The following is a 17,808-nucleotide window of genomic DNA, read 5'->3' as shown; positions in this document are numbered from 1 at the left end:
TAGTAATGGCAATTGTAAAAGCTAAACCAACTTCTCCAGGACGCCGCTTTGTCGTTAAAGTGGTGAATTCTGACCTGCATAAGGGTAAACCTCATGCGGCTTTATTAGAGAAGAAATCAAGAAATGGTGGTCGTAATAACGATGGTCGCATCACGACTCGTCACGTTGGTGGTGGTCACAAGCAACACTATCGTATTATCGACTTCAAGCGAAACAAAGATCAGATCGCTGGTAAAGTAGAGCGTCTTGAGTACGATCCAAACCGTAGTGCACACATCGCACTTATCTGCTATGCAGACGGTGAGCGTCGTTACATCATTGCACCTCGTAACTTGAATGCTGGTGATTCTATCGTTTCAGGTGAGCGCGCTCCGATTCGTGTCGGTAACGCCTTACCAATGCGTAACATCCCTGTAGGTACTACAGTTCATAACATTGAATTGAAGCCTGGCAAGGGTGCGCAAATAGCTCGTAGTGCTGGTGCTTATGCTCAGATCGTTGCACGTGAAGGCAACTACGTGACCTTGCGTTTACGTTCAGGTGAAACTCGTAAAGTTTTAGCTGACGGCCGCGCAACTATCGGTCAGGTAGGTAATTCAGAGCACATGCTACGTAGTTTGGGTAAAGCTGGTGCCAAGCGTTGGCGCGGTGTTCGCCCGACGGTTCGTGGTGTCGCTATGAACCCAGTAGACCACCCACATGGTGGTGGTGAAGGACGTACCTCTGGTGGTCGTCATCCTGTGTCTCCATGGGGTACGCCTACTAAAGGTAAGAAAACACGTAGCAACAAGCGCACAGACAAGCTAATTGTCCGTCGCCGTAACAAACGATAGAGGATAGCACAGTGGCACGTTCGTTAAAGAAAGGCCCATTCATTGACCTTCACTTATTGAAGAAGGTTGAAGAAGCTGCGGCCTCTGGTTCTAAGAAACCAATTAAAACATGGTCTCGTCGTTCAACTGTTTTCCCGGAAATGGTTGGTCTGACGATTGCCGTTCACAATGGTCGTCAACACGTACCAGTCTTCGTTTCTGAAGACATGGTAGGCCACAAGTTAGGTGAGTTTGTATTGACTCGCACCTACCATGGTCATGATGTTGATAAGAAAGCCAAGAAGCGATAAGGCGAGGAGTGAAAGATGGAAGTAGCAGCTAAATTGCGTAATGCCACCATCTCGGCACAGAAGATGCGTCTTGTCGCCGATCAGATTCGTGGCTTACCAGTAGAAAAAGCGTTGAACACTCTTGAATTCAGCCCAAAGAAAGCGGCTCGTATTATCAAGAAGGTTCTTGAGTCTGCGATTGCTAACGCTGAGCACAATGAAGGCGCTGACATCGACGAATTGAAAGTTTCGACTATCTTCGTTGACGAAGCGGCGACAGCTAAGCGTATGCGTCCGCGCGCGAAAGGTCGTGGCGACCGCATTTTAAAGCGTAATAGCCACGTCACCGTTAAAGTATCGGATAACTAGGAGAAGGTAATGGGTCAAAAAGTTCATCCTACCGGTATCCGCTTAGGTATCGTAAAAAAGCATACGGCAACTTGGTATGCTGAGCGCGGCGATTTTGCGGATAACTTGGAAAGTGATATCAACATCCGTAACTGGTTGTTAAAAGAATTGAAGCATGCTTCAGTATCTCGCATCGAGATCGAGCGTCCAGCGAAAGCGATTCGTGTGACTATTCACACAGCGCGCCCTGGTATCGTTATCGGTAAGAAAGGTGAAGATATTGAGAAATTGCGTGGCAAGATCGCTGCTATGGCGGGTGTGTCTGCGCAAGTTTCTGTTGAGCAAGTTCGCAAGCCTGAGCTTGATGCTCAACTGGTTGGTGACAATGTTGCACAACAGCTAGAGCGTCGTGTGATGTTCCGTCGTGCGATGAAGCGTGCCGTTCAAAATGCTATGCGTCTTGGTGCTGAAGGTATCAAGATTGAAGTAAGTGGTCGTTTAGGTGGTGCTGAGATTGCTCGTACTGAGTGGTATCGTGAAGGTCGTGTACCTTTGCACACACTACGTGCGAACATCGATTACGCGACATCTGAAGCGAATACTACTTACGGTATCATCGGCATTAAAGTATGGATTTTCAAAGGTGAAGTTCTTCCTGGCCAAGAAATTGAAGAGCCAAAAGAAGAGAAAAAACCTCGCCGCAGAAAACCTGCTCCTAAAGCGAAGAAATAGGGGTAAGTATTATGTTATTGCCAAAAAGAACGAAATATCGTAAGCAGCATAAGCTGCGTAACCGTGGCTCTCAAGCTCATAGCGTAAGCTTTGGTGAGTTCGGTTTAAAAGCTACGGGTCGTGGCCGTATGACAGCTCGCCAGATTGAGGCTGCTCGTCGTGCGATGACTCGTCACATGAAACGTGCTGGTAAAGTTTACATTCGTGTATTCCCTGACAAGCCAATCACTAAAAAGCCTTTAGAAGTTCGTATGGGTAAAGGTAAAGGTAGTGTTGAATATTGGGTAGCTCAGGTTCAGCCAGGTCGTATGTTATATGAAGTTGAAGGTATCTCTGAAGATTTAGCGCGTGAAGCGTTTGCTTTAGCAGCAGCTAAGCTTCCATTCAAAACGACCTTTGTTAAGCGGACGGTGATCTAATGAAAGCGACAGAATTGAAAGATAAGAGCGTTGAAGAGCTCAACGTAACTTTGAACGAGCTTTTGCAAGATCAATTCAAGTTACGTATGGAAAAGGCTACGGGCCAAGTGACAGAAACACACAAGTTGCGTGAAGTACGTCGTGATATCGCCCGTGTTAAAACCATTATCAACCAAAAGGCAGGTTCATAATGAGCACTGAAACAATTCAACGCACATTACAGGGCAAAGTCGTCAGCGACAAAATGGACAAGTCCATTACTGTTTTGGTTGAGCGTCACGTGAAGCACCCTCTATATGGGAAGTTCATCAAGCGTTCAACTAAGATCCACGCTCATGACGAAGCTAACGAGTGCAAATTGGGTGATGTGGTGAGAATTGCTGAGTGTCGTCCTCTATCAAAAACTAAGTCTTTTAAGCTAGTTGAGATAGTCGAGAGCGCTCGCTAATTGAACCATAGTTAACCCTGAAGTGATTAATTTCGCCTCGGGGTTAGGATTTTTACTAATTTAATGGTATACTCCTGCGCCTTTTAGCGCGGGATTAAGCGGAGAAAACCATGATCCAGATGCAATCAGTACTAGACGTAGCGGATAATTCAGGCGCGCGTCGTGTAATGTGTATTAAGGTACTGGGTGGTTCGCATCGTCGTTACGCCAATATTGGTGACATCATCAAGGTGAGCGTAAAAGAAGCGATCCCACGCGGTAAGGTTAAAAAAGGTGACGTTCTAAACGCAGTTGTAGTTCGTACTCGTAAAGGTGTTCGTCGTCCAGACGGCTCTTTAATCAAGTTCGACGGTAACGCTGCTGTAATTTTGAACAGCAACCTACAGCCGATTGGTACTCGTATCTTTGGACCTGTTACTCGTGAACTACGTGGTGACAAGTTTATGAAGATCGTGTCTTTGGCACCAGAAGTACTTTAAGAGAGACGAGAATCATGCAAAAGATTAAAAGCGGCGACGAAGTCATCGTAATCGCGGGTAAAGACAAAGGTAAGCGTGGTAATGTTGACCGCGTTCTTGCCGATGGTCGCGTGATTGTGAGTGGCGTAAACATTATTAAGAAGCACACTAAGCCAAGCCAAAATCCTGACGGTTCTATCAACGAAGGTGGAATTATCGAGAAAGAAGCAGCGCTAGAAGCTTCGAATGTAGCAATCTACAACCCTTCAACGGGTAAAGCTGATCGTGTTGGCTTTAAAGTTGAAGATGGTAAGAAAACGCGCTTCTTCAAGAAAACTGGCGAAGCGATTTAATAGTTAACATTTAGGTAATAAATGATGGCGAAACTGCACAACTTTTACAAAGATACTGTTGTACAGCAGCTTCAAGAGAAGTTTGAGTACAAATCAGTTATGCAAGTCCCACGCATTACCAAGATCACATTGAACATGGGTCTGGGTGAAGCTCTTGCGGACAAGAAGATCCTTGAGCACGCGGTTAGTGATATGACTGCTATCTCAGGCCAAAAGCCTATCATCACTAAAGCACGCAAATCTGTTGCGGGCTTTAAAATTCGTGATGGCTACCCAATTGGCTGTAAAGTGACTCTTCGTGGCGAGCGTATGTGGGAATTCTTAGAAAGATTTATCTCTATCGCGGTACCACGTATTCGTGACTTCCGTGGTTTGAACCCTAAATCTTTCGACGGCCGTGGTAACTACTCTGTAGGTATCAAAGAGCAAATCATTTTCCCAGAAATTGATTATGACAAGGTCGACAAGGTTCGTGGTATGGATATTACTATCACCACTACGGCAAACTCGAATGAGGAAGGCCGCGCTTTATTGAGTGCGTTTAACTTCCCATTGAAATCATAAGAGGCACGCTATGGCTAAAAAATCTATGATCGAGCGTGAATTAAAGCGTGCAAAAACGGTTGAAAAGTACGCTGCAAAACGCGCAGAGCTAAAAGCAATCATCAACAACCCTAACTCGTCTGAAGATGAAGTTTGGGAAGCTCAGGTGAAGCTTCAAAAGCTACCACGTAATGCAAATCCTGTGCGTCAACGTAACCGTTGTCGTGTCACTGGTCGTCCACACGGTTACCTTCGTAAATTCGGTATGTGTCGCAACAAGTTGCGTCAGCATGCGATGAAAGGTGACGTGCCTGGTTTGGTTAAAGCTAGCTGGTAAGCTGTTGGAGAATCACTCATGAGTATGCAAGATCCTATAGCAGATATGTTGACTCGTATTCGCAACGGCCAAACTGCTGCGAAGAAAACTGTCGAGATTCCTGCTTCAAAAATTAAGAAAGCTATCGCTGAAGTATTAGTTGATGAAGGTTTCATCAATGGCTACAGCGTTAACGAAGGCGCTATCCCAACAATGACTGTCGAATTGAAATATTATCAAGGTCGTCCAGTTATTGATGAGCTAAAGCGTGTTAGCCGTCCTGGTTTGCGTATCTATAAGAAAGTTGATGAACTTCCTAAAGTCATCGGCGGTCTAGGTATCGCAGTTATTTCAACCTCTAAAGGTGTGATGACCGACCGTGCCGCGCGTAAAGCGGGTCATGGTGGCGAGATCATCTGCACTGTATCGTAAGGGAGAATTGAGATGTCACGTGTAGCAAAAGCCACTGTATCTATCCCTTCAGGTGTTGAAGTAAACATCAAAGATGGCGTGATCAGTGTAAAAGGTTCTAAAGGTCAGCTTGAAGAAAGAATGCATGATGACGTAGAAGTCAAAGTTGAAGATGGCGCGGTTTCATTCGCTCCTTCTAGTGCTTCTAAAAGCTGGGCTATGGCAGGTACTTACCGCGCATTAGTTAACAATATGGTAACGGGTGTAACTGAAGGCTTTGAGAAAAAGTTGAAGCTTATCGGTGTTGGTTACCGTGCGCAGGTTCAAGGTAAGAAATTGAACTTAACCCTGGGTTTCTCTCACCCAATCGAATTTGAGATTCCAGAAGGTGTGACTATTGAAGCTCCTTCACAAACGGATCTTATCGTAAAGGGTCCGAGCAAGCAGGTCGTCGGCCAAGTTGCGGCTAATATCCGTAGCTATCGTCCACCAGAGCCATACAAAGGCAAAGGTGTTCGTTATGTTGACGAGTACATTGTTCGTAAAGAAGCCAAGAAGAAATAGTAGGGCAGGGTCATGAAAAAGAAAATTCAACGTTTGCGTCGCGCGGCTAGAACCCGTGCAAAAATGCAGGAACTAGGTGTAACGCGCCTAGTGGTGAATAGAACCCCTCGCCACATTTACGCTCAAGTAATCAGCGGTGAGAACGGTAATGTAATCGCAAGTGCTTCGACTGTGGAAAAAGCCGTTCGTGGTGACGTTAAGTACACAGGTAACCTAGATGCTGCTAAGCAGGTAGGTACTTTGGTTGCTGAGCGCGCTATCGAGGCGGGTGTAAAGCAAGTTGCTTTTGACCGCAGTGGATTCAAATATCACGGACGTGTGGCAGCATTAGCTGACGCCGCTCGTGAAAAAGGCTTACAGTTCTAAGGTGTGAAGCATGGCAAAAGATATGAATAACCAAGAAGGTTTAGTTGAAAAGTTAGTCAACGTAAACCGCGTTGCTAAAGTAGTTAAAGGTGGTCGTATTTTCGGTTTCACGGCTTTAACTGTTGTTGGCGACGGTAAGGGTAAAGTAGGTTTTGGTCGCGGTAAATCGAAAGAAGTACCTGTAGCGATTCAAAAGGCGATGGAACAAGCTCGTCGCAACATGATTCAAGTAGAGCTTAAAGATGGCCATACTTTACAACATGCATTGAATGCCCGTCACGGCGCATCAAAAGTTTACATGCAACCTGCATCAGAAGGTACTGGTATTATTGCCGGTGGTGCGATGCGTGCAGTTTTTGAAGTGCTAGGTATCCAAAACGTCTTGGCAAAAAGTGTTGGTTCTACAAACCCAATTAACATCGTTCGTGCAACGATTAACGGTTTGACCCAAATGACTTCGCCAGAAGCTATGGCTGCCAAGCGTGGTAAATCAGTAGAAGAGATTTTGGACTAAGACGATGGCAAAGAAAATGATGAAAGTAACGCAGACGCGTTCTAGCATTAGCCGCTTAGAAGCTCACAAAGCTTGTTTGCGCGGTCTAGGTTTGCGTCGCATTGGTCATACTGTAGAAGTTGAGGACACTCCTGCAACTCGCGGTATGGTAAACAAAGTTTACTACATGGTTAGTGTTGAGGAGTAATATCATGCGTTTAAATACATTGATGCCAGCTCCTGGTAGTAAGAAAGACCGCAAGCGTGTAGGCCGTGGTATCGGCTCAACTGACGGTAAGACTGCTGGTCGCGGTCACAAAGGTCAGAAGTCACGTTCTGGTGGTTTCAACAAGATCGGTTTTGAAGGTGGTCAAATGCCTTTGAAACAGCGTTTACCAAAATTCGGCTTTAACTCGCGTAAAGCTTTGGTATCTGCTGAAGTTCGTTTGAACGAGCTTTCTAAAGTAGAGGGTGAAGTTGTTGATATGCTGACTTTGAAAAAAGCGGGCATTATCGGTGACAGCATCGAAAACGCTAAAATTATCTTGTCTGGCGAAATCGATCGCGCAGTAACCGTTTCTGGTGGCGTTCGTGTCACTAAAGGCGCGCAAAAAGCTATCGAAGCAGCTGGCGGTAAGGTTGAAGCATAATGGCATTATCACCACAGCAATTAGCTAAAAGCGGTGGTTTGGGTGAGCTCAAGCAGCGTTTGCTGTTTGTGCTCATTGCTATTGTGGTCTTCCGTCTTGGTTCTTTTATTCCAGTTCCTGGCGTTGATCCAAAAGCTCTTGCAGACTTTTTGAGTCAAGACACGATTTTTTCTTTATTCAATGTCTTCTCTGGCGGGGCAATGGAGCGTGCTTCTGTTCTTGCATTAGGTATCATGCCGTACATCTCGGCGTCGATTATCATGCAAATCTTGAGTTACGTTGATCCTCGATTGAAAGAGATTAAGAAGGAAGGCGAGAGTGGTCGCCGCAAAATCAACCAATACACTCGTTATCTAACAGTTGGTTTAGCAACTGTTCAAGCATTTGGTATGGCAACACAATTACCAAGTATGATTCCGGGACTGGTTGAGAATCCTAACTTTTCGTTCTACTTTGTCGCTATCGCTACATTGGTTACAGGTACAATGTTCCTAATGTGGTTAGGTGAACAGATTACGGAACGAGGTATCGGTAACGGTATCTCAATTATTATTTTGGTGGGTATCGTTGCAGGTTTCCCACAGGCTATTAAGCAAGTATTCTCACAAGCTTATGACGGTCAGCGTGATGTGCTAGGTATCCTAGTTTTCGCGGTGTTTGCACTAGCAGTGATCTACTTCATCGTATGGTTCGAAACGGCTCAACGTCGTATCACTATCAACTATGCGAAACGCCAGCAAGGTAATAAAGTTTTTGCAGCTCAAAGCAGCTTCTTACCAATGAAGTTGAATATGGCGGGTGTTATCCCAGCTATTTTCGCCTCTAGTATCGTACTTTTCCCAGGCACACTATTGTCTTGGTTCGGTAATGCTGGAGAAGTGAGTTGGTTAAGTACTTTAGCTCAGAATTTACAACCTGGTAACCCTGTGTATATGTTGCTATATGCCGCAGGTATTATTTTCTTCGCTTTCTTCTATACAGCGTTAACGCAAAACCCGCGTGATACTGCTGATAACTTGAAGAAATCCGGAGCATTTATTCCAGGTATTCGTCCTGGCCAACAGACGGCGAGCTATCTTGATAAAGTGACAACTAGACTAACGTTCTGGGGCGCGCTTTACATGACAGCTGTATGTTTGTTACCAGAGTTCTTGATTTTGCTATTTGAATATCCGTTCTACTTCGGTGGTACGTCGTTATTGATTATTGTAGTTGTTGCTATGGACTTCATGGCTCAAGTACAAGCGCACTTAATGTCGCAGCAATACGATTCGGTATTGAAAAAGGCAAATCTTAAAAAGCATGGCCCATCCGGTCGTGTTCGTCGCTAAGCATGTTGGAGTAACAAATGAAAGTTCGTGCTTCTGTTAAGAAAATGTGCCGTAACTGCAAAGTGATTCGTCGTCACGGCAGTGTTCGCGTTATCTGTGTTGACCCTCGCCATAAACAGCGTCAAGGTTAATTAGATAATTGTTTGATTTTTAGGCGTGATGTGGCTAAAATGGCCGCCCTTTCACGCCTGCTTATTTAATTTAGGAGATATTGTTAAATGGCTCGTATAGCTGGTATTAACATTCCGGTACATAAGCATGCTGATGTCGCATTGACCGCTATCTATGGTATCGGTCGTCCTCGTGCACAGAAAATCTGTGCTGATGCAGGGGTTGAACCTACTGCAAAGATCAAAGATTTGAACGAAGACCAAATTGAGAATCTACGTAACGAGGTGAGCAAATTTACCGTTGAAGGTGATTTGCGTCGCGAAATCAACATGAATATTAAACGTTTGATGGACTTGGGTTGTTTCCGAGGCATCCGTCACCGTCGTAACCTACCTTTGCGTGGGCAACGTACGAAGACAAATGCTCGCACCCGTAAAGGTCCTCGCAAACCGATTAAGAAATAGTTTGGTGGAACATAATGGCTAAATCACCTCGTACTACTAAGAAAAAAGTTAAAAAGACCGTAGTTGATGGTATGGCGCATATCCATGCGTCGTTTAACAACACCATCATTACGATCACAGACCGCCAAGGTAATGCTCTTGCATGGGCAACATCTGGTGGCTCTGGCTTCCGTGGTTCACGTAAATCTACTCCTTTCGCTGCACAGGTAGCTGCTGATCGCGCTGCTCAAGTAGTAAAAGAAATGGGTATGAAAAATGTTGAAGTATTCGTTAAGGGTCCTGGACCAGGTCGTGAATCAGCGGTTCGCGCACTTAACGCTGCTGGCTTTAAAGTCACCAACATTACTGACGTGACACCTATTCCACACAATGGTTGTCGCCCGCCTAAAAAGCGTCGTGTGTAACAATAACGGGAGTTTATAATGGCTAGATATCTAGGTCCAAAACTTAAATTGTCACGTCGTGAAGGTGTCGATCTAGGACACAAATCAGGCGTTCGTGCAATTGAAACCAAATGTAAGATTGAAGTTGTTCCTGGTCAGCATGGCGCTCGTCGTAGCCGTCTTTCTGACTATGGTTTACAGCTTCGTGAAAAGCAAAAAGTTCGTCGTATCTACGGTGTTCTAGAGCGTCAATTCCGTAATTACTACAAAGAAGCTGACCGTCTTAAAGGCGCTACAGGTTCTAACTTGTTGCAATTGCTTGAGTCGCGTTTAGACAACGTAGTTTATCGTATGGGTTACGCTTCTACGCGTGGCGAAGCTCGTCAACTTGTTAGCCACAAAGCGATTTTGGTTAACGGTGAATCGGTGAACATTCCTTCTTACTCAGTTAAAGCGGATGATGTGATCTCTGTTCGTGAGAAGTCACAGAAGCAAGCACGTATCGTCGCAGCTCTTGAGCTAGCGGCACAACGTGACAAGCCTGAGTGGATTGAAGTCGATGCAAAGAAAATGGAAGGTCAGTTCAAACGTCTTCCTGAGCGTACTGAATTAGACGCTAGCATCAACGAAAACCTAATTGTAGAGCTTTACTCTAAGTAATTTTTAATCCTTGAGAGGGATAGTATGTCAGCAACTGAATTTCTGACTCCGCGTCAAATTAAGGTCGAATCAGACGAGGGCACTAAAGCTCGCGTTATCTTGGAACCTTTTGAACGTGGATTTGGACACACTTTGGGTAACTCACTGCGTCGCATCTTATTGTCTTCAATGCCAGGTGCCGCAGTGACAGAAGTAGAAATCGACGGCGTCCTTCACGAATACTCAGCGATTGAGGGTGTTCAAGAAGACGTAATCGATATCCTTTTGAACTTAAAAGGGTTGGCAGTTCGCCTTGAAGATAAAGAAGAGGTTACTCTTACTTTACAAAAGAAAGGCGAAGGCGTCGTGACTGCTGCTGACATTGAAGAAGTTTCTGGTGCTGAAGTAGTGAACAAAGATCACTACATTGCTACTTTGAATAAAGGTGGCGCTTTAACTATGCGTATCAAGATTGTTCTTGGTCGTGGTTATGAAGCATCAAACACTCGTAAGCAACCAGAGGGCGAAGACAAGCCAATTGGTGTACTACAAGTAGATTCTTCTTTCAGCCCAATGAAGAAAGTATCTTACACCGTAGAATCTGCGCGTGTAGAGCAGCGTACAAACTTAGACAAGCTAGTTCTTGATCTTGAAACGAACGGCACAATTGACCCAGAAGAAGCTATTCGCCGCAGTGCGACGATTCTTCAACAGCAATTAGCAGCGTTTGTTGACTTGAAAGATGAGAAACAAGCTGAGCCTGAGAAAGAAGAGCCAGAAATTGATCCGATTCTATTGCGTCCGGTTGATGATCTGGAGCTAACAGTACGTTCTGCTAACTGTTTGAAAACTGAGAATATCCATTATATTGGTGACTTGGTTCAGCGTACCGAAGTTGAGTTACTTAAAACTCCAAACCTTGGTAAGAAATCTTTGACTGAAATCAAAGACGTACTTGCTTCACGTGGTTTGTCATTAGGTATGCGTCTTGAAAACTGGCCTCCATCAAGCATTCTTGGCGAGTAATCGTTAAGTAAGCTCAATTTAGCCAAGTTTTCTAACAAAATTAAGCGCAAGGTTATCCTTGCGCTTTTTTACTAAGTTAGTCATTGTTGAAAGTTTTGACTTAAATCAAAATTTTGAATGAGAAGCTGATTTAAATTTATCGTTTTTCCAGTACTACAGCAGGCTGGAATTAAATAGAGTGAGGAACTCAATATGCGTCATCAAAAATCAGGTCGTAAATTAAACCGTAATAGCTCACACCGTAAGGCAATGTTCCGTAACATGACTGCGTCATTGATCGAGCATGAACTTATTCGTACAACTTTGCCAAAAGCAAAAGAACTACGTCGTGTTGCTGAGCCTTTAATTACTTTAGCGAAAAAAGACACAGTAGCTAACCGTCGTTTAGCTTTTGCACGTATTCGTAGCAACGAAGCCGTAGCAAAGTTATTCAGCGAGCTAGGTGTTCGTTACCAAGATCGTCCAGGTGGTTACCTGCGCATCTTGAAGTGTGGCAACCGTCCTGGCGATAATGCTCCTATGGCATACGTTGAATTGGTTGACCGCCCAATCGTTGAAGACGAAGACGATTTTGAAGTTGAAGAAACTGAAGAGTAATCTTTAGTTTTAGAGACTGACGATTAGAAAAGCCCGCTTAAAGCGGGCTTTTTTGTATGCAATCTATGTTTTGTTATAAGCTCGAATCAACCACTGCGCCTCATCAGCAAGCATTAATACATATTTGCCCAACCTGTATACATTTGAATCGTGCTTAGGATTATTAATGCCGTAGTTCCTGCTAAACTCACTGTCATTTTTTGATTTGAAGCCTTCAATATTCCAGTGCGTCCCATGTAGAAGAAAAATATTCTGAGCCTCATGCAGCTCAGGAGATTTACTCCAAAATTTCGTTGCTAGGATAAGTTCTTTAAATTCAATCCAGTCTATATGTGAAATTTCTATATGATTGACTTTTGAAAGGTGAGTTGGTGGACAGCTATATATATCTTCAGTGGTTCTATTCCTAATACAGCTGGATACATGATAGCTATTGCGGTTTCGCTTTTTTACGGAGACCGAGTAAGTATCACTCCACTCCCAATGATTTATCCTAATAATCAGGTCAGGCTCATAATCACCTGTGAAGGTAAATCTATAGCTCTCTTTAATACCTTGCAAATAGTTTAGATAACTAGGTTCTTGTATGTCGTGATAATAACGAAAGGCCAAGTATTCAGTTCGTTCAGTCGTATTGATTTGTTCTTCATCAATCGTTTCAACCTGTGCAAAAGGGTCGTAAACAACAGCTGATTTTGGAGAACAACCAGTAATGACGATTAATAGAGTAAGTAGTAAAAATATCGGCATTTAGCTACCACTTGGGTTTTTGATATGAAGAATATCGCCTTCAAAGTACTCTGGCTCACTGGCGTACCAATCAATCAGGTCACTGTCTTCAAAGTAATCTAAGCATAGCTCCGCTAGTTCATAGAAAGGTTCGCGGCCGGGATCAGCAATAATGACTTCTTTGACACCTGCCTGAAAAGCTCTTTTGATTAGATTGAAATGAATTTTGGTTAACTTGTCCCAAAAGCAAATATCAGCGCCAATCAAAATGTCATAGTTTGACAGCTCTTTCTTAGTCAGCTTTTCAAAGCTGGCTTGTTTGGTGGTAACTTCGACTTCGTTCAACGCTGCTTGAACTTCAAAAAATGGAAAGACTTCGTCATCACGATCGACACCGGTTACTTTTGCAGAGGCATGCTGTGCGCAGAAAATACTGGCAGGTCCCCAACCACAACCTAACTCCATGACTTTTTTCTTATATCCCAGTGTCTCATTGTGAAGGAAGTAGTCCATCAATACAAAGCTGCTGTTCCAGGTCTTATGGCCGTGAATCGATGGGGTGTAATGTTTTTTTAGCTTGCGGACGAGGCGGTGGTTATTTTCAAGCAGTAATATTCCGTAAGCTTGAAAGATATTCTTTTCCGGCAATTCTTGTAATAACGGCATGGCGTTGTCGTCGTCGGTAATTTGTTTTACAGTTTAGGCGGTACGAGTCAATTTGTTAAGTTTCTCTCGTGCTTTTTGGATATGAGTATCATTAATGGATTTCGCTACTTTGGCAAAAGCCAGTGCTAACACACCAAGATCGTCAGTCCAGCCACCCGGCAGCAAATCGGGGATTACATCAAAAGGCATAACGAAATACCCCAGTGCACCCAGAATTATAGTTTTTTCTTTCTTTGGAGTGGCCGGGTCGTTGAAGCAGTAATAGAGGATAAGCAGTTTTTCCAGTGCTTCCTTTCCTATATTTACTGCAAAACGTTTTATCTTTTTCCAAAAGCCTTTGTCAGAGTAGTAATGCTTAGCAGTGATCTCTTCCTTATCGTTACTTTTAGGGGGTGTTTTTACCATTGTATTACATCCTCGGTATTAACTTTTTACATCGTAACTTGTTGGCTGATATAGTTAAGACCTGAATTTTAGTGAGGAGTTCTATGCATCATCACGGGCACAGTCATGCAAACGATGATGAGGGTCATCATCATCCAGTAGCTAGCCGAAAGCAAATGTTGTGGGCAGTGATACTCACTGGCAGTTTCATGTTAGTGGAAGTTGTTGGTGGCTTGATCTCTGGATCATTGGCACTGCTAGCCGACGCAGGGCACATGCTAACCGATGCCGCGGCTTTACTATTAGCGTTTTACGCTATGACTTTGAGTGCGAAACCTGCTGATAGCCAAAGGACCTTTGGTTATGGTCGCTTGCAAGTCCTTGCAGCCTATACTAATGGTATTTTTCTAATAGGCTTGACGATTTGGATTGTGTGGGAAAGTATTCAGCGTTTTTATGAACCCAACCCAATCCAGAGCGCTACAATGCTCGTTGTTGCGACATTAGGCTTAATCGTGAACATTGTTGTGTTTAAGATTTTACACAGCGCCAGTGGCACAAATATCAATGTGCGCAGTGCCATGTTGCACGTACTAGGTGATTTACTGGGTTCCGTAGGCGCCATTGCGGCGGCTCTAATTATTTGGCAGTGGGGTATTTTATGGGTTGACCCTCTTCTCTCTATTTTTGTCTCAGTGCTAATTTTACGTAGCGCTTATCATGTCATAAAAGATTCGTCGCATATTTTACTCGAAGGTAAACCACAAGAGTTGGATACACAGCAGATCCACAATGATTTGATGGCTTTGGACGGTGTTGTTGATATCCATCACATGCATTTGTGGAGTATCAGCGAGCAAGAGCCGCTGATGACGTTTCATGCCTTGATAAAGGATGATTATCCAGGTGATGACATGATTGATGTGATGTTAGAGCTACTACGTGTTAAGCACGGCTTAACTCACGCGACCATCCAGGTTGAACGCTCGAATTGCGTTGAAAACACGGAAGCCGTGGCATGTATTGATACAGCCACTAACCCAAAGTAATTTGGCGGGATTTTACCTTTGAACTTCAGCGAGGAAACGTCGTTGGTTCTCAATGCCTTCAAGTTTACGAGCGAGTTTGTGCTGTAACTCTTGAATACTTTTTGAATGAGGGGCTGTTGATTTGACCAGACTTTCAGCTTGATCGGTATATTTAGACAAGACTTTGGCCAGTCCGGATAGTTGCTGGTGAGTAAAGAACTGCCCTCGGCTAAAGAGAGTTCGCTTGATGCGATTAAACAGTTGCAATTCCTCGGTATCATGCCGGAAGAAGTGAGGAATATTGTGCTTGGTTATCCATTTAGAGATTGAACCATCGTTATCTTCAGAATAAACGATGATGGGAGCACGATCGGACATTAATGCTTGTAGCTTGCGCATCATCGGATAGCCCAAAGAGTTGTTTAAGGTAACCACCACTATTTGTACTGACGGACGCGACAGACGCAAGAAGTTAAGCGCTGTTTTATAATCGTCGACATAATCATATTTATAGCCAGACTGCTCCAAATGTTTAGCAGTACCCGCTAAAATGTGCGTGTTGTCGTCGACCAGTAAAATTGTGCTCATAAATTAGCTGCTTAATATCTTAAATCAGTGGTTGAATATCCCTTGCTAGTCGTGGAGACTAACCATAACTCGTGACATTTGCCGGTGAAGCATTATTTTTGCGGGCATTTTAGCATTGTTCGAGACATGATAAATTCATTTCTCAAAAAAACTTGTTATAAATTGTGAAAGGATACGTTTTTGATCAAAAAAGTGTTAATAATACTGACAGCTATTGGCGTATTGAGTTCATGTGCAACTTATAAGCCGAGTAATGTCAATGACTTGTGCAGCATCCTATCGGAAGAAGAGTGGTATGAATCTGCGTTAGATTCACAAGAAGAGTGGGGCACCCCCATTCATGTACAACTTGCCATTATGCACCAAGAGTCAAAATTCAATCGAACTATTCGTCCGGATATGGAGTGGTTCCTAGGCTTTATCCCGATAGGGCGCCCTTCGGATGCTTATGGGTATGCGCAAGCTCTCGAAAGCACGTGGGAGACTTACATCAAATCAACGGGTAACTGGAATGCTAAGCGTGATGAGTTTGATGACGCCATTCATTTTATTGGTTGGTACACCTACCATTCACACAAAAAACTGGGTATTTCGAAGTGGGACGCAAAAGCACAGTATTTGGCTTATCACGAAGGCTGGGGTGGCTACAAGCGCGGTACTTATCGCAGTAAATCTTGGTTGGTCAAAGTCTCGGATAAAGTAAAGCGACGCTCTTTAGACTATGCGCGGCAATACAAGCGTTGCCGTCCGCAACTTGACGACAACATTCGAGGCTGGTTCTAGGTTTTTACGAATATATTGAAAGGTTATATGTGGCACCATAAGTGGTAAGATATGCCGACTATTTATGGCGCATTTCGCTATTGGATCGGTTAGAATGAGCCCAATTTTGAAAACGAACATCAGAGGAATTTAGGTATGTTGGGTAATACGACGTCTCTAAGAGATTTTGACCCAGAATTGGTCGCTTCAATCGACGCTGAAGAAAAGCGTCAGGAAGAGCATATTGAGTTGATCGCGTCTGAAAATTACACCAGTAAACGTGTCATGGAAGCGCAAGGCTCTGTCTTAACAAACAAATATGCTGAGGGCTATCCAGATAAGCGCTATTACGGCGGTTGTGAGTATGTCGATGTCGCGGAAAAGTTAGCGATTGAGCGTGTTAAAGAGTTATTTGGCGCTGATTATGCAAACGTCCAACCGCACTCAGGCTCACAAGCTAACGCTGCCGTGTACATGGCATTGATCAAGCCGGGTGACACGATTCTAGGCATGAGCTTGTCGGATGGCGGTCACTTAACTCACGGCTCTAAAGTGAGCTTCTCAGGTAAAATTTATAACTCGGTTGAATATGGCGTTGATGAGAATGGCTATATTGACTATGACGAAGTTGAGAGCTTAGCACTTGAGCACAAGCCAAAAATGCTAGTAGCAGGTTTCTCTGCTTATTCGCGTACGGTTGATTGGTCGAAATTCCGTGCAATCGCAGACAAAGTAGGTGCTTACTTATTTGTCGATATGGCGCACGTTGCGGGCTTGATTGCTGCTGGCGAATATCCAAACCCTGTGCCTCACGCGCATGTGGTGACCTCGACAACGCACAAAACGTTAGCTGGCCCTCGTGGCGGTGTGATTTTAGCTCAAGCTAATCCTGAGTTAGAGAAGAAACTTAATTCTGCGGTATTCCCTGGCGGTCAGGGCGGTCCTTTGATGCACGTTATCGCGGCGAAAGCGGTTGCCTTCAAAGAAGCGTTAAGCGATGAATTTAAAGCGATGCAGAAACAGGTGAAAGCAAATTCTCAGGCCATGACGAAAGTCTTTGTTGAGCGTGGAGTGGATATTGTTTCTGGTGGCACTGAGAACCACTTGTTCCTAGTGGATTTAATTAGCAAAGATATTACCGGTAAAGACGCTGAAGCCGCTCTAGGTAAGGCAAATATCACGGTTAACAAGAATACCGTTCCAAATGAACCGCGCTCACCGTTTGTGACCAGTGGTTTGCGTTTAGGTACGCCAGCAGTCACTACTCGTGGCTTTAAAGAAGCTGAAGTGACAGAGCTTGCTGGTTGGATTTGTGATATTCTTGACGACATCGAGAACGAACAGGTCATTAACGACGTTAAAGCTAAGGTGATGGAATTAACGAAGCGTTTCCCTGTATATAAATAATCAATAGGAAGGATTAACGGCCATGTATTGCCCATTCTGCGCTAACCCAGACACCAAGGTGATTGATTCACGTTTAGTGGCTGATGGGAGTCAGGTTCGCCGCCGACGCGAATGTTTGTCGTGTGGCGAGCGTTATACGACGTTCGAAAGCGCAGAGTTGGTGATGCCAAAAATCATCAAATCAGACGGTACACGGGAACCGTTTGATGAACTTAAGATGAGAACGGGCTTGGCTAAAGCGGTGGAGAAGCGTCCAGTCAGTGTTGAGGACTTAGAAGCCGCCATTAACAAAATCCTTTCCAACCTCCGTGCGTTAGGTGAGCGAGAAGTCTCAGCTAGCGTTGTCGGAGAAGAAATCATGAAAGCATTACGCGCATTAGACGATGTGGCTTATGTGCGTTTTGCTTCTGTCTATCGCCGTTTTCAGGATGTTCAGGCGTTCCGTGAGGAAATTGATAAGTTACAGAGCGATAGCGACAAGTAATCTGCT

32 protein-coding genes are annotated in these 17,808 nt (G+C 44.2%); 28 read left to right on the top strand and 4 right to left on the bottom strand.

Annotated elements, in window-relative coordinates; all coding sequences use genetic code 11:
* Positions 1-5: 5 nt before the first annotated feature.
* The 24 genes from rplB to rplQ all read left to right on the top strand — a co-directional run bounded on the left by rplB (position 6) and on the right by rplQ (position 11,754).
* Positions 6-833 carry a 50S ribosomal protein L2 gene (gene rplB / locus KFK88_RS09090; protein ID WP_223578754.1) on the top strand — a complete coding sequence of 276 codons (828 nt, stop codon included), beginning with the start codon at positions 6-8 and terminating at the stop codon, positions 831-833.
* 11 nt (positions 834-844) lie between these two features.
* Complete coding sequence (gene rpsS / locus KFK88_RS09085) at positions 845-1,123, top strand: 30S ribosomal protein S19 (protein WP_046561879.1); 279 nt, start codon at positions 845-847, stop codon at positions 1,121-1,123.
* 15 nt (positions 1,124-1,138) lie between these two features.
* Entirely contained in the window at positions 1,139-1,471 is a 333-nt protein-coding gene (gene rplV, locus KFK88_RS09080; RefSeq protein ID WP_068993306.1) for a 50S ribosomal protein L22, read from the top strand.
* 9 nt (positions 1,472-1,480) lie between these two features.
* Complete coding sequence (gene rpsC, locus KFK88_RS09075; RefSeq protein WP_223578753.1) at positions 1,481-2,182, top strand: 30S ribosomal protein S3; 702 nt, start codon at positions 1,481-1,483, stop codon at positions 2,180-2,182.
* Between the two features lie 11 nt (positions 2,183-2,193).
* Positions 2,194-2,601 carry a 50S ribosomal protein L16 gene (gene rplP, locus KFK88_RS09070; RefSeq protein ID WP_223578752.1) on the top strand — a complete coding sequence of 136 codons (408 nt, stop codon included), beginning with the start codon at positions 2,194-2,196 and terminating at the stop codon, positions 2,599-2,601.
* On the top strand, positions 2,601-2,792 hold the full coding sequence (rpmC, locus tag KFK88_RS09065; RefSeq protein WP_046561875.1) for a 50S ribosomal protein L29: 192 nt from the start codon (positions 2,601-2,603) through the stop codon (positions 2,790-2,792). Before rplP ends, rpmC begins: the two co-directional genes overlap by 1 nt.
* A complete protein-coding gene (gene rpsQ, locus KFK88_RS09060) occupies positions 2,792-3,049 on the top strand; it encodes a 30S ribosomal protein S17 (protein WP_046561874.1) in 258 nt (85 codons plus the stop codon). The genes rpmC and rpsQ overlap by 1 nt, the downstream gene beginning before the upstream one ends.
* Positions 3,050-3,159: 110 nt before the next feature.
* Complete coding sequence (gene rplN, locus KFK88_RS09055) at positions 3,160-3,528, top strand: 50S ribosomal protein L14 (protein WP_046561873.1); 369 nt, start codon at positions 3,160-3,162, stop codon at positions 3,526-3,528.
* A 14-nt stretch (positions 3,529-3,542) separates the two neighbouring features.
* Entirely contained in the window at positions 3,543-3,860 is a 318-nt protein-coding gene (rplX, locus tag KFK88_RS09050; protein WP_223578751.1) for a 50S ribosomal protein L24, read from the top strand.
* A gap of 24 nt (positions 3,861-3,884) precedes the next feature.
* Positions 3,885-4,424, top strand: a complete 540-nt coding sequence (rplE, locus tag KFK88_RS09045) for a 50S ribosomal protein L5 (protein WP_223578827.1) — start codon at positions 3,885-3,887, stop codon at positions 4,422-4,424.
* Between the two features lie 10 nt (positions 4,425-4,434).
* A complete protein-coding gene (rpsN, locus tag KFK88_RS09040) occupies positions 4,435-4,740 on the top strand; it encodes a 30S ribosomal protein S14 (RefSeq protein ID WP_223578750.1) in 306 nt (101 codons plus the stop codon).
* Between the two features lie 18 nt (positions 4,741-4,758).
* A complete protein-coding gene (gene rpsH, locus KFK88_RS09035) occupies positions 4,759-5,151 on the top strand; it encodes a 30S ribosomal protein S8 (protein WP_223578749.1) in 393 nt (130 codons plus the stop codon).
* 12 nt (positions 5,152-5,163) lie between these two features.
* Entirely contained in the window at positions 5,164-5,694 is a 531-nt protein-coding gene (gene rplF / locus KFK88_RS09030; RefSeq protein ID WP_223578748.1) for a 50S ribosomal protein L6, read from the top strand.
* Positions 5,695-5,706: 12 nt separating this feature from the next.
* Positions 5,707-6,060 (top strand): 50S ribosomal protein L18, encoded by a 354-nt coding sequence (rplR, locus tag KFK88_RS09025; RefSeq protein WP_223578747.1) that lies wholly within the window; start codon positions 5,707-5,709, stop codon positions 6,058-6,060.
* Between the two features lie 10 nt (positions 6,061-6,070).
* Positions 6,071-6,574: a 30S ribosomal protein S5 gene (rpsE, locus tag KFK88_RS09020; protein ID WP_046561866.1), complete on the top strand. Its 504-nt coding sequence runs from the start codon at positions 6,071-6,073 to the stop codon at positions 6,572-6,574.
* A 4-nt stretch (positions 6,575-6,578) separates the two neighbouring features.
* Positions 6,579-6,761, top strand: a complete 183-nt coding sequence (gene rpmD, locus KFK88_RS09015; protein ID WP_223578746.1) for a 50S ribosomal protein L30 — start codon at positions 6,579-6,581, stop codon at positions 6,759-6,761.
* Between the two features lie 4 nt (positions 6,762-6,765).
* On the top strand, positions 6,766-7,203 hold the full coding sequence (gene rplO / locus KFK88_RS09010) for a 50S ribosomal protein L15 (RefSeq protein WP_223578744.1): 438 nt from the start codon (positions 6,766-6,768) through the stop codon (positions 7,201-7,203).
* Positions 7,203-8,534: a preprotein translocase subunit SecY gene (gene secY, locus KFK88_RS09005; RefSeq protein WP_223578742.1), complete on the top strand. Its 1,332-nt coding sequence runs from the start codon at positions 7,203-7,205 to the stop codon at positions 8,532-8,534. The genes rplO and secY overlap by 1 nt, the downstream gene beginning before the upstream one ends.
* Before the next feature lie 17 nt (positions 8,535-8,551).
* Complete coding sequence (rpmJ, locus tag KFK88_RS09000) at positions 8,552-8,665, top strand: 50S ribosomal protein L36 (protein WP_046561862.1); 114 nt, start codon at positions 8,552-8,554, stop codon at positions 8,663-8,665.
* Between the two features lie 87 nt (positions 8,666-8,752).
* A complete protein-coding gene (gene rpsM / locus KFK88_RS08995) occupies positions 8,753-9,109 on the top strand; it encodes a 30S ribosomal protein S13 (RefSeq protein WP_223578740.1) in 357 nt (118 codons plus the stop codon).
* A 14-nt stretch (positions 9,110-9,123) separates the two neighbouring features.
* Positions 9,124-9,513, top strand: coding sequence for a 30S ribosomal protein S11 (gene rpsK, locus KFK88_RS08990; RefSeq protein ID WP_223578738.1), 390 nt, complete (start codon positions 9,124-9,126; stop codon positions 9,511-9,513).
* An 18-nt stretch (positions 9,514-9,531) separates the two neighbouring features.
* Entirely contained in the window at positions 9,532-10,152 is a 621-nt protein-coding gene (gene rpsD, locus KFK88_RS08985; protein ID WP_223578736.1) for a 30S ribosomal protein S4, read from the top strand.
* A gap of 24 nt (positions 10,153-10,176) precedes the next feature.
* Positions 10,177-11,157, top strand: a complete 981-nt coding sequence (locus tag KFK88_RS08980) for a DNA-directed RNA polymerase subunit alpha (protein ID WP_223578734.1) — start codon at positions 10,177-10,179, stop codon at positions 11,155-11,157.
* 192 nt (positions 11,158-11,349) lie between these two features.
* Entirely contained in the window at positions 11,350-11,754 is a 405-nt protein-coding gene (rplQ, locus tag KFK88_RS08975) for a 50S ribosomal protein L17 (RefSeq protein WP_223578732.1), read from the top strand.
* 63 nt (positions 11,755-11,817) lie between these two features.
* Here the strand turns inward: rplQ and KFK88_RS08970 are convergent, their stop codons facing one another.
* The 3 genes from KFK88_RS08970 to KFK88_RS08960 are packed head-to-tail and all read right to left on the bottom strand — an operon-like array spanning position 11,818 to position 13,554.
* The gene (locus KFK88_RS08970) at positions 11,818-12,504 is read right to left on the bottom strand and encodes a hypothetical protein (RefSeq protein ID WP_223578730.1); all 687 of its coding nucleotides are present in this window, start codon (positions 12,502-12,504) and stop codon (positions 11,818-11,820) included.
* Positions 12,505-13,149, bottom strand: a complete 645-nt coding sequence (locus KFK88_RS08965) for a class I SAM-dependent methyltransferase (protein ID WP_223578729.1) — start codon at positions 13,147-13,149, stop codon at positions 12,505-12,507.
* A 33-nt stretch (positions 13,150-13,182) separates the two neighbouring features.
* Positions 13,183-13,554: a YkvA family protein gene (locus tag KFK88_RS08960; RefSeq protein ID WP_223578728.1), complete on the bottom strand. Its 372-nt coding sequence runs from the start codon at positions 13,552-13,554 to the stop codon at positions 13,183-13,185.
* Between the two features lie 83 nt (positions 13,555-13,637).
* Here KFK88_RS08960 and KFK88_RS08955 point away from each other — a divergent pair, with 83 nt between their 5' ends.
* On the top strand, positions 13,638-14,582 hold the full coding sequence (locus KFK88_RS08955) for a cation diffusion facilitator family transporter (RefSeq protein ID WP_223578727.1): 945 nt from the start codon (positions 13,638-13,640) through the stop codon (positions 14,580-14,582).
* A gap of 12 nt (positions 14,583-14,594) precedes the next feature.
* On the opposite strand, the gene KFK88_RS08950 is transcribed toward KFK88_RS08955, so the two are convergent.
* A complete protein-coding gene (locus KFK88_RS08950) occupies positions 14,595-15,149 on the bottom strand; it encodes a response regulator (protein WP_223578726.1) in 555 nt (184 codons plus the stop codon).
* A 183-nt stretch (positions 15,150-15,332) separates the two neighbouring features.
* On the opposite strand from KFK88_RS08950, the gene KFK88_RS08945 reads away from it, so the two are divergent.
* From KFK88_RS08945 to nrdR, 3 genes are all read left to right on the top strand, one after another.
* Positions 15,333-15,932: a transglycosylase SLT domain-containing protein gene (locus KFK88_RS08945; RefSeq protein ID WP_396326654.1), complete on the top strand. Its 600-nt coding sequence runs from the start codon at positions 15,333-15,335 to the stop codon at positions 15,930-15,932.
* Between the two features lie 135 nt (positions 15,933-16,067).
* A complete protein-coding gene (glyA, locus tag KFK88_RS08940; protein ID WP_223578724.1) occupies positions 16,068-17,318 on the top strand; it encodes a serine hydroxymethyltransferase in 1,251 nt (416 codons plus the stop codon).
* Positions 17,319-17,340: 22 nt separating this feature from the next.
* Complete coding sequence (gene nrdR, locus KFK88_RS08935; protein WP_223578723.1) at positions 17,341-17,802, top strand: transcriptional regulator NrdR; 462 nt, start codon at positions 17,341-17,343, stop codon at positions 17,800-17,802.
* Positions 17,803-17,808: the final 6 nt, after the last annotated feature.

It is taken from the genome of Kangiella taiwanensis, assembly GCF_020005165.1.
Classification (GTDB): domain Bacteria; phylum Pseudomonadota; class Gammaproteobacteria; order Enterobacterales; family Kangiellaceae; genus Kangiella; species Kangiella taiwanensis.
This window is presented reverse-complemented; position numbering and strand designations above follow the sequence as displayed.

Bases quoted from the DNA above. Each gene is read 5' to 3' on its own strand.
- KFK88_RS08955 (WP_223578727.1), top strand. From the start codon at position 13,638: ATGCATCATCACGGGCACAGTCATGCAAACGATGATGAGGGTCATCAT.
- rplF (WP_223578748.1), top strand. From the start codon at position 5,164: ATGTCACGTGTAGCAAAAGCCACTGTATCTATCCCTTCAGGTGTTGAA.
- rplP (WP_223578752.1), top strand. From the start codon at position 2,194: ATGTTATTGCCAAAAAGAACGAAATATCGTAAGCAGCATAAGCTGCGT.
- rpmJ (WP_046561862.1), top strand. From the start codon at position 8,552: ATGAAAGTTCGTGCTTCTGTTAAGAAAATGTGCCGTAACTGCAAAGTG.
- rplO (WP_223578744.1), top strand. From the start codon at position 6,766: ATGCGTTTAAATACATTGATGCCAGCTCCTGGTAGTAAGAAAGACCGC.
- glyA (WP_223578724.1), top strand. From the start codon at position 16,068: ATGTTGGGTAATACGACGTCTCTAAGAGATTTTGACCCAGAATTGGTC.
- rpsD (WP_223578736.1), top strand. From the start codon at position 9,532: ATGGCTAGATATCTAGGTCCAAAACTTAAATTGTCACGTCGTGAAGGT.
- rplQ (WP_223578732.1), top strand. From the start codon at position 11,350: ATGCGTCATCAAAAATCAGGTCGTAAATTAAACCGTAATAGCTCACAC.
- rplV (WP_068993306.1), top strand. From the start codon at position 1,139: ATGGAAGTAGCAGCTAAATTGCGTAATGCCACCATCTCGGCACAGAAG.
- rpsE (WP_046561866.1), top strand. From the start codon at position 6,071: ATGGCAAAAGATATGAATAACCAAGAAGGTTTAGTTGAAAAGTTAGTC.
- rpsM (WP_223578740.1), top strand. From the start codon at position 8,753: ATGGCTCGTATAGCTGGTATTAACATTCCGGTACATAAGCATGCTGAT.
- rplE (WP_223578827.1), top strand. From the start codon at position 3,885: ATGGCGAAACTGCACAACTTTTACAAAGATACTGTTGTACAGCAGCTT.
- rpmC (WP_046561875.1), top strand. From the start codon at position 2,601: ATGAAAGCGACAGAATTGAAAGATAAGAGCGTTGAAGAGCTCAACGTA.
- rpsK (WP_223578738.1), top strand. From the start codon at position 9,124: ATGGCTAAATCACCTCGTACTACTAAGAAAAAAGTTAAAAAGACCGTA.
- rpsN (WP_223578750.1), top strand. From the start codon at position 4,435: ATGGCTAAAAAATCTATGATCGAGCGTGAATTAAAGCGTGCAAAAACG.
- KFK88_RS08980 (WP_223578734.1), top strand. From the start codon at position 10,177: ATGTCAGCAACTGAATTTCTGACTCCGCGTCAAATTAAGGTCGAATCA.
- rplN (WP_046561873.1), top strand. From the start codon at position 3,160: ATGATCCAGATGCAATCAGTACTAGACGTAGCGGATAATTCAGGCGCG.
- rpmD (WP_223578746.1), top strand. From the start codon at position 6,579: ATGGCAAAGAAAATGATGAAAGTAACGCAGACGCGTTCTAGCATTAGC.
- rplX (WP_223578751.1), top strand. From the start codon at position 3,543: ATGCAAAAGATTAAAAGCGGCGACGAAGTCATCGTAATCGCGGGTAAA.
- KFK88_RS08950 (WP_223578726.1), bottom strand. From the start codon at position 15,149: ATGAGCACAATTTTACTGGTCGACGACAACACGCACATTTTAGCGGGT.
- rplR (WP_223578747.1), top strand. From the start codon at position 5,707: ATGAAAAAGAAAATTCAACGTTTGCGTCGCGCGGCTAGAACCCGTGCA.
- rplB (WP_223578754.1), top strand. From the start codon at position 6: ATGGCAATTGTAAAAGCTAAACCAACTTCTCCAGGACGCCGCTTTGTC.
- rpsC (WP_223578753.1), top strand. From the start codon at position 1,481: ATGGGTCAAAAAGTTCATCCTACCGGTATCCGCTTAGGTATCGTAAAA.
- nrdR (WP_223578723.1), top strand. From the start codon at position 17,341: ATGTATTGCCCATTCTGCGCTAACCCAGACACCAAGGTGATTGATTCA.
- KFK88_RS08960 (WP_223578728.1), bottom strand. From the start codon at position 13,554: ATGGTAAAAACACCCCCTAAAAGTAACGATAAGGAAGAGATCACTGCT.
- secY (WP_223578742.1), top strand. From the start codon at position 7,203: ATGGCATTATCACCACAGCAATTAGCTAAAAGCGGTGGTTTGGGTGAG.
- KFK88_RS08970 (WP_223578730.1), bottom strand. From the start codon at position 12,504: ATGCCGATATTTTTACTACTTACTCTATTAATCGTCATTACTGGTTGT.
- KFK88_RS08965 (WP_223578729.1), bottom strand. From the start codon at position 13,149: ATGCCGTTATTACAAGAATTGCCGGAAAAGAATATCTTTCAAGCTTAC.
- rpsH (WP_223578749.1), top strand. From the start codon at position 4,759: ATGAGTATGCAAGATCCTATAGCAGATATGTTGACTCGTATTCGCAAC.
- rpsQ (WP_046561874.1), top strand. From the start codon at position 2,792: ATGAGCACTGAAACAATTCAACGCACATTACAGGGCAAAGTCGTCAGC.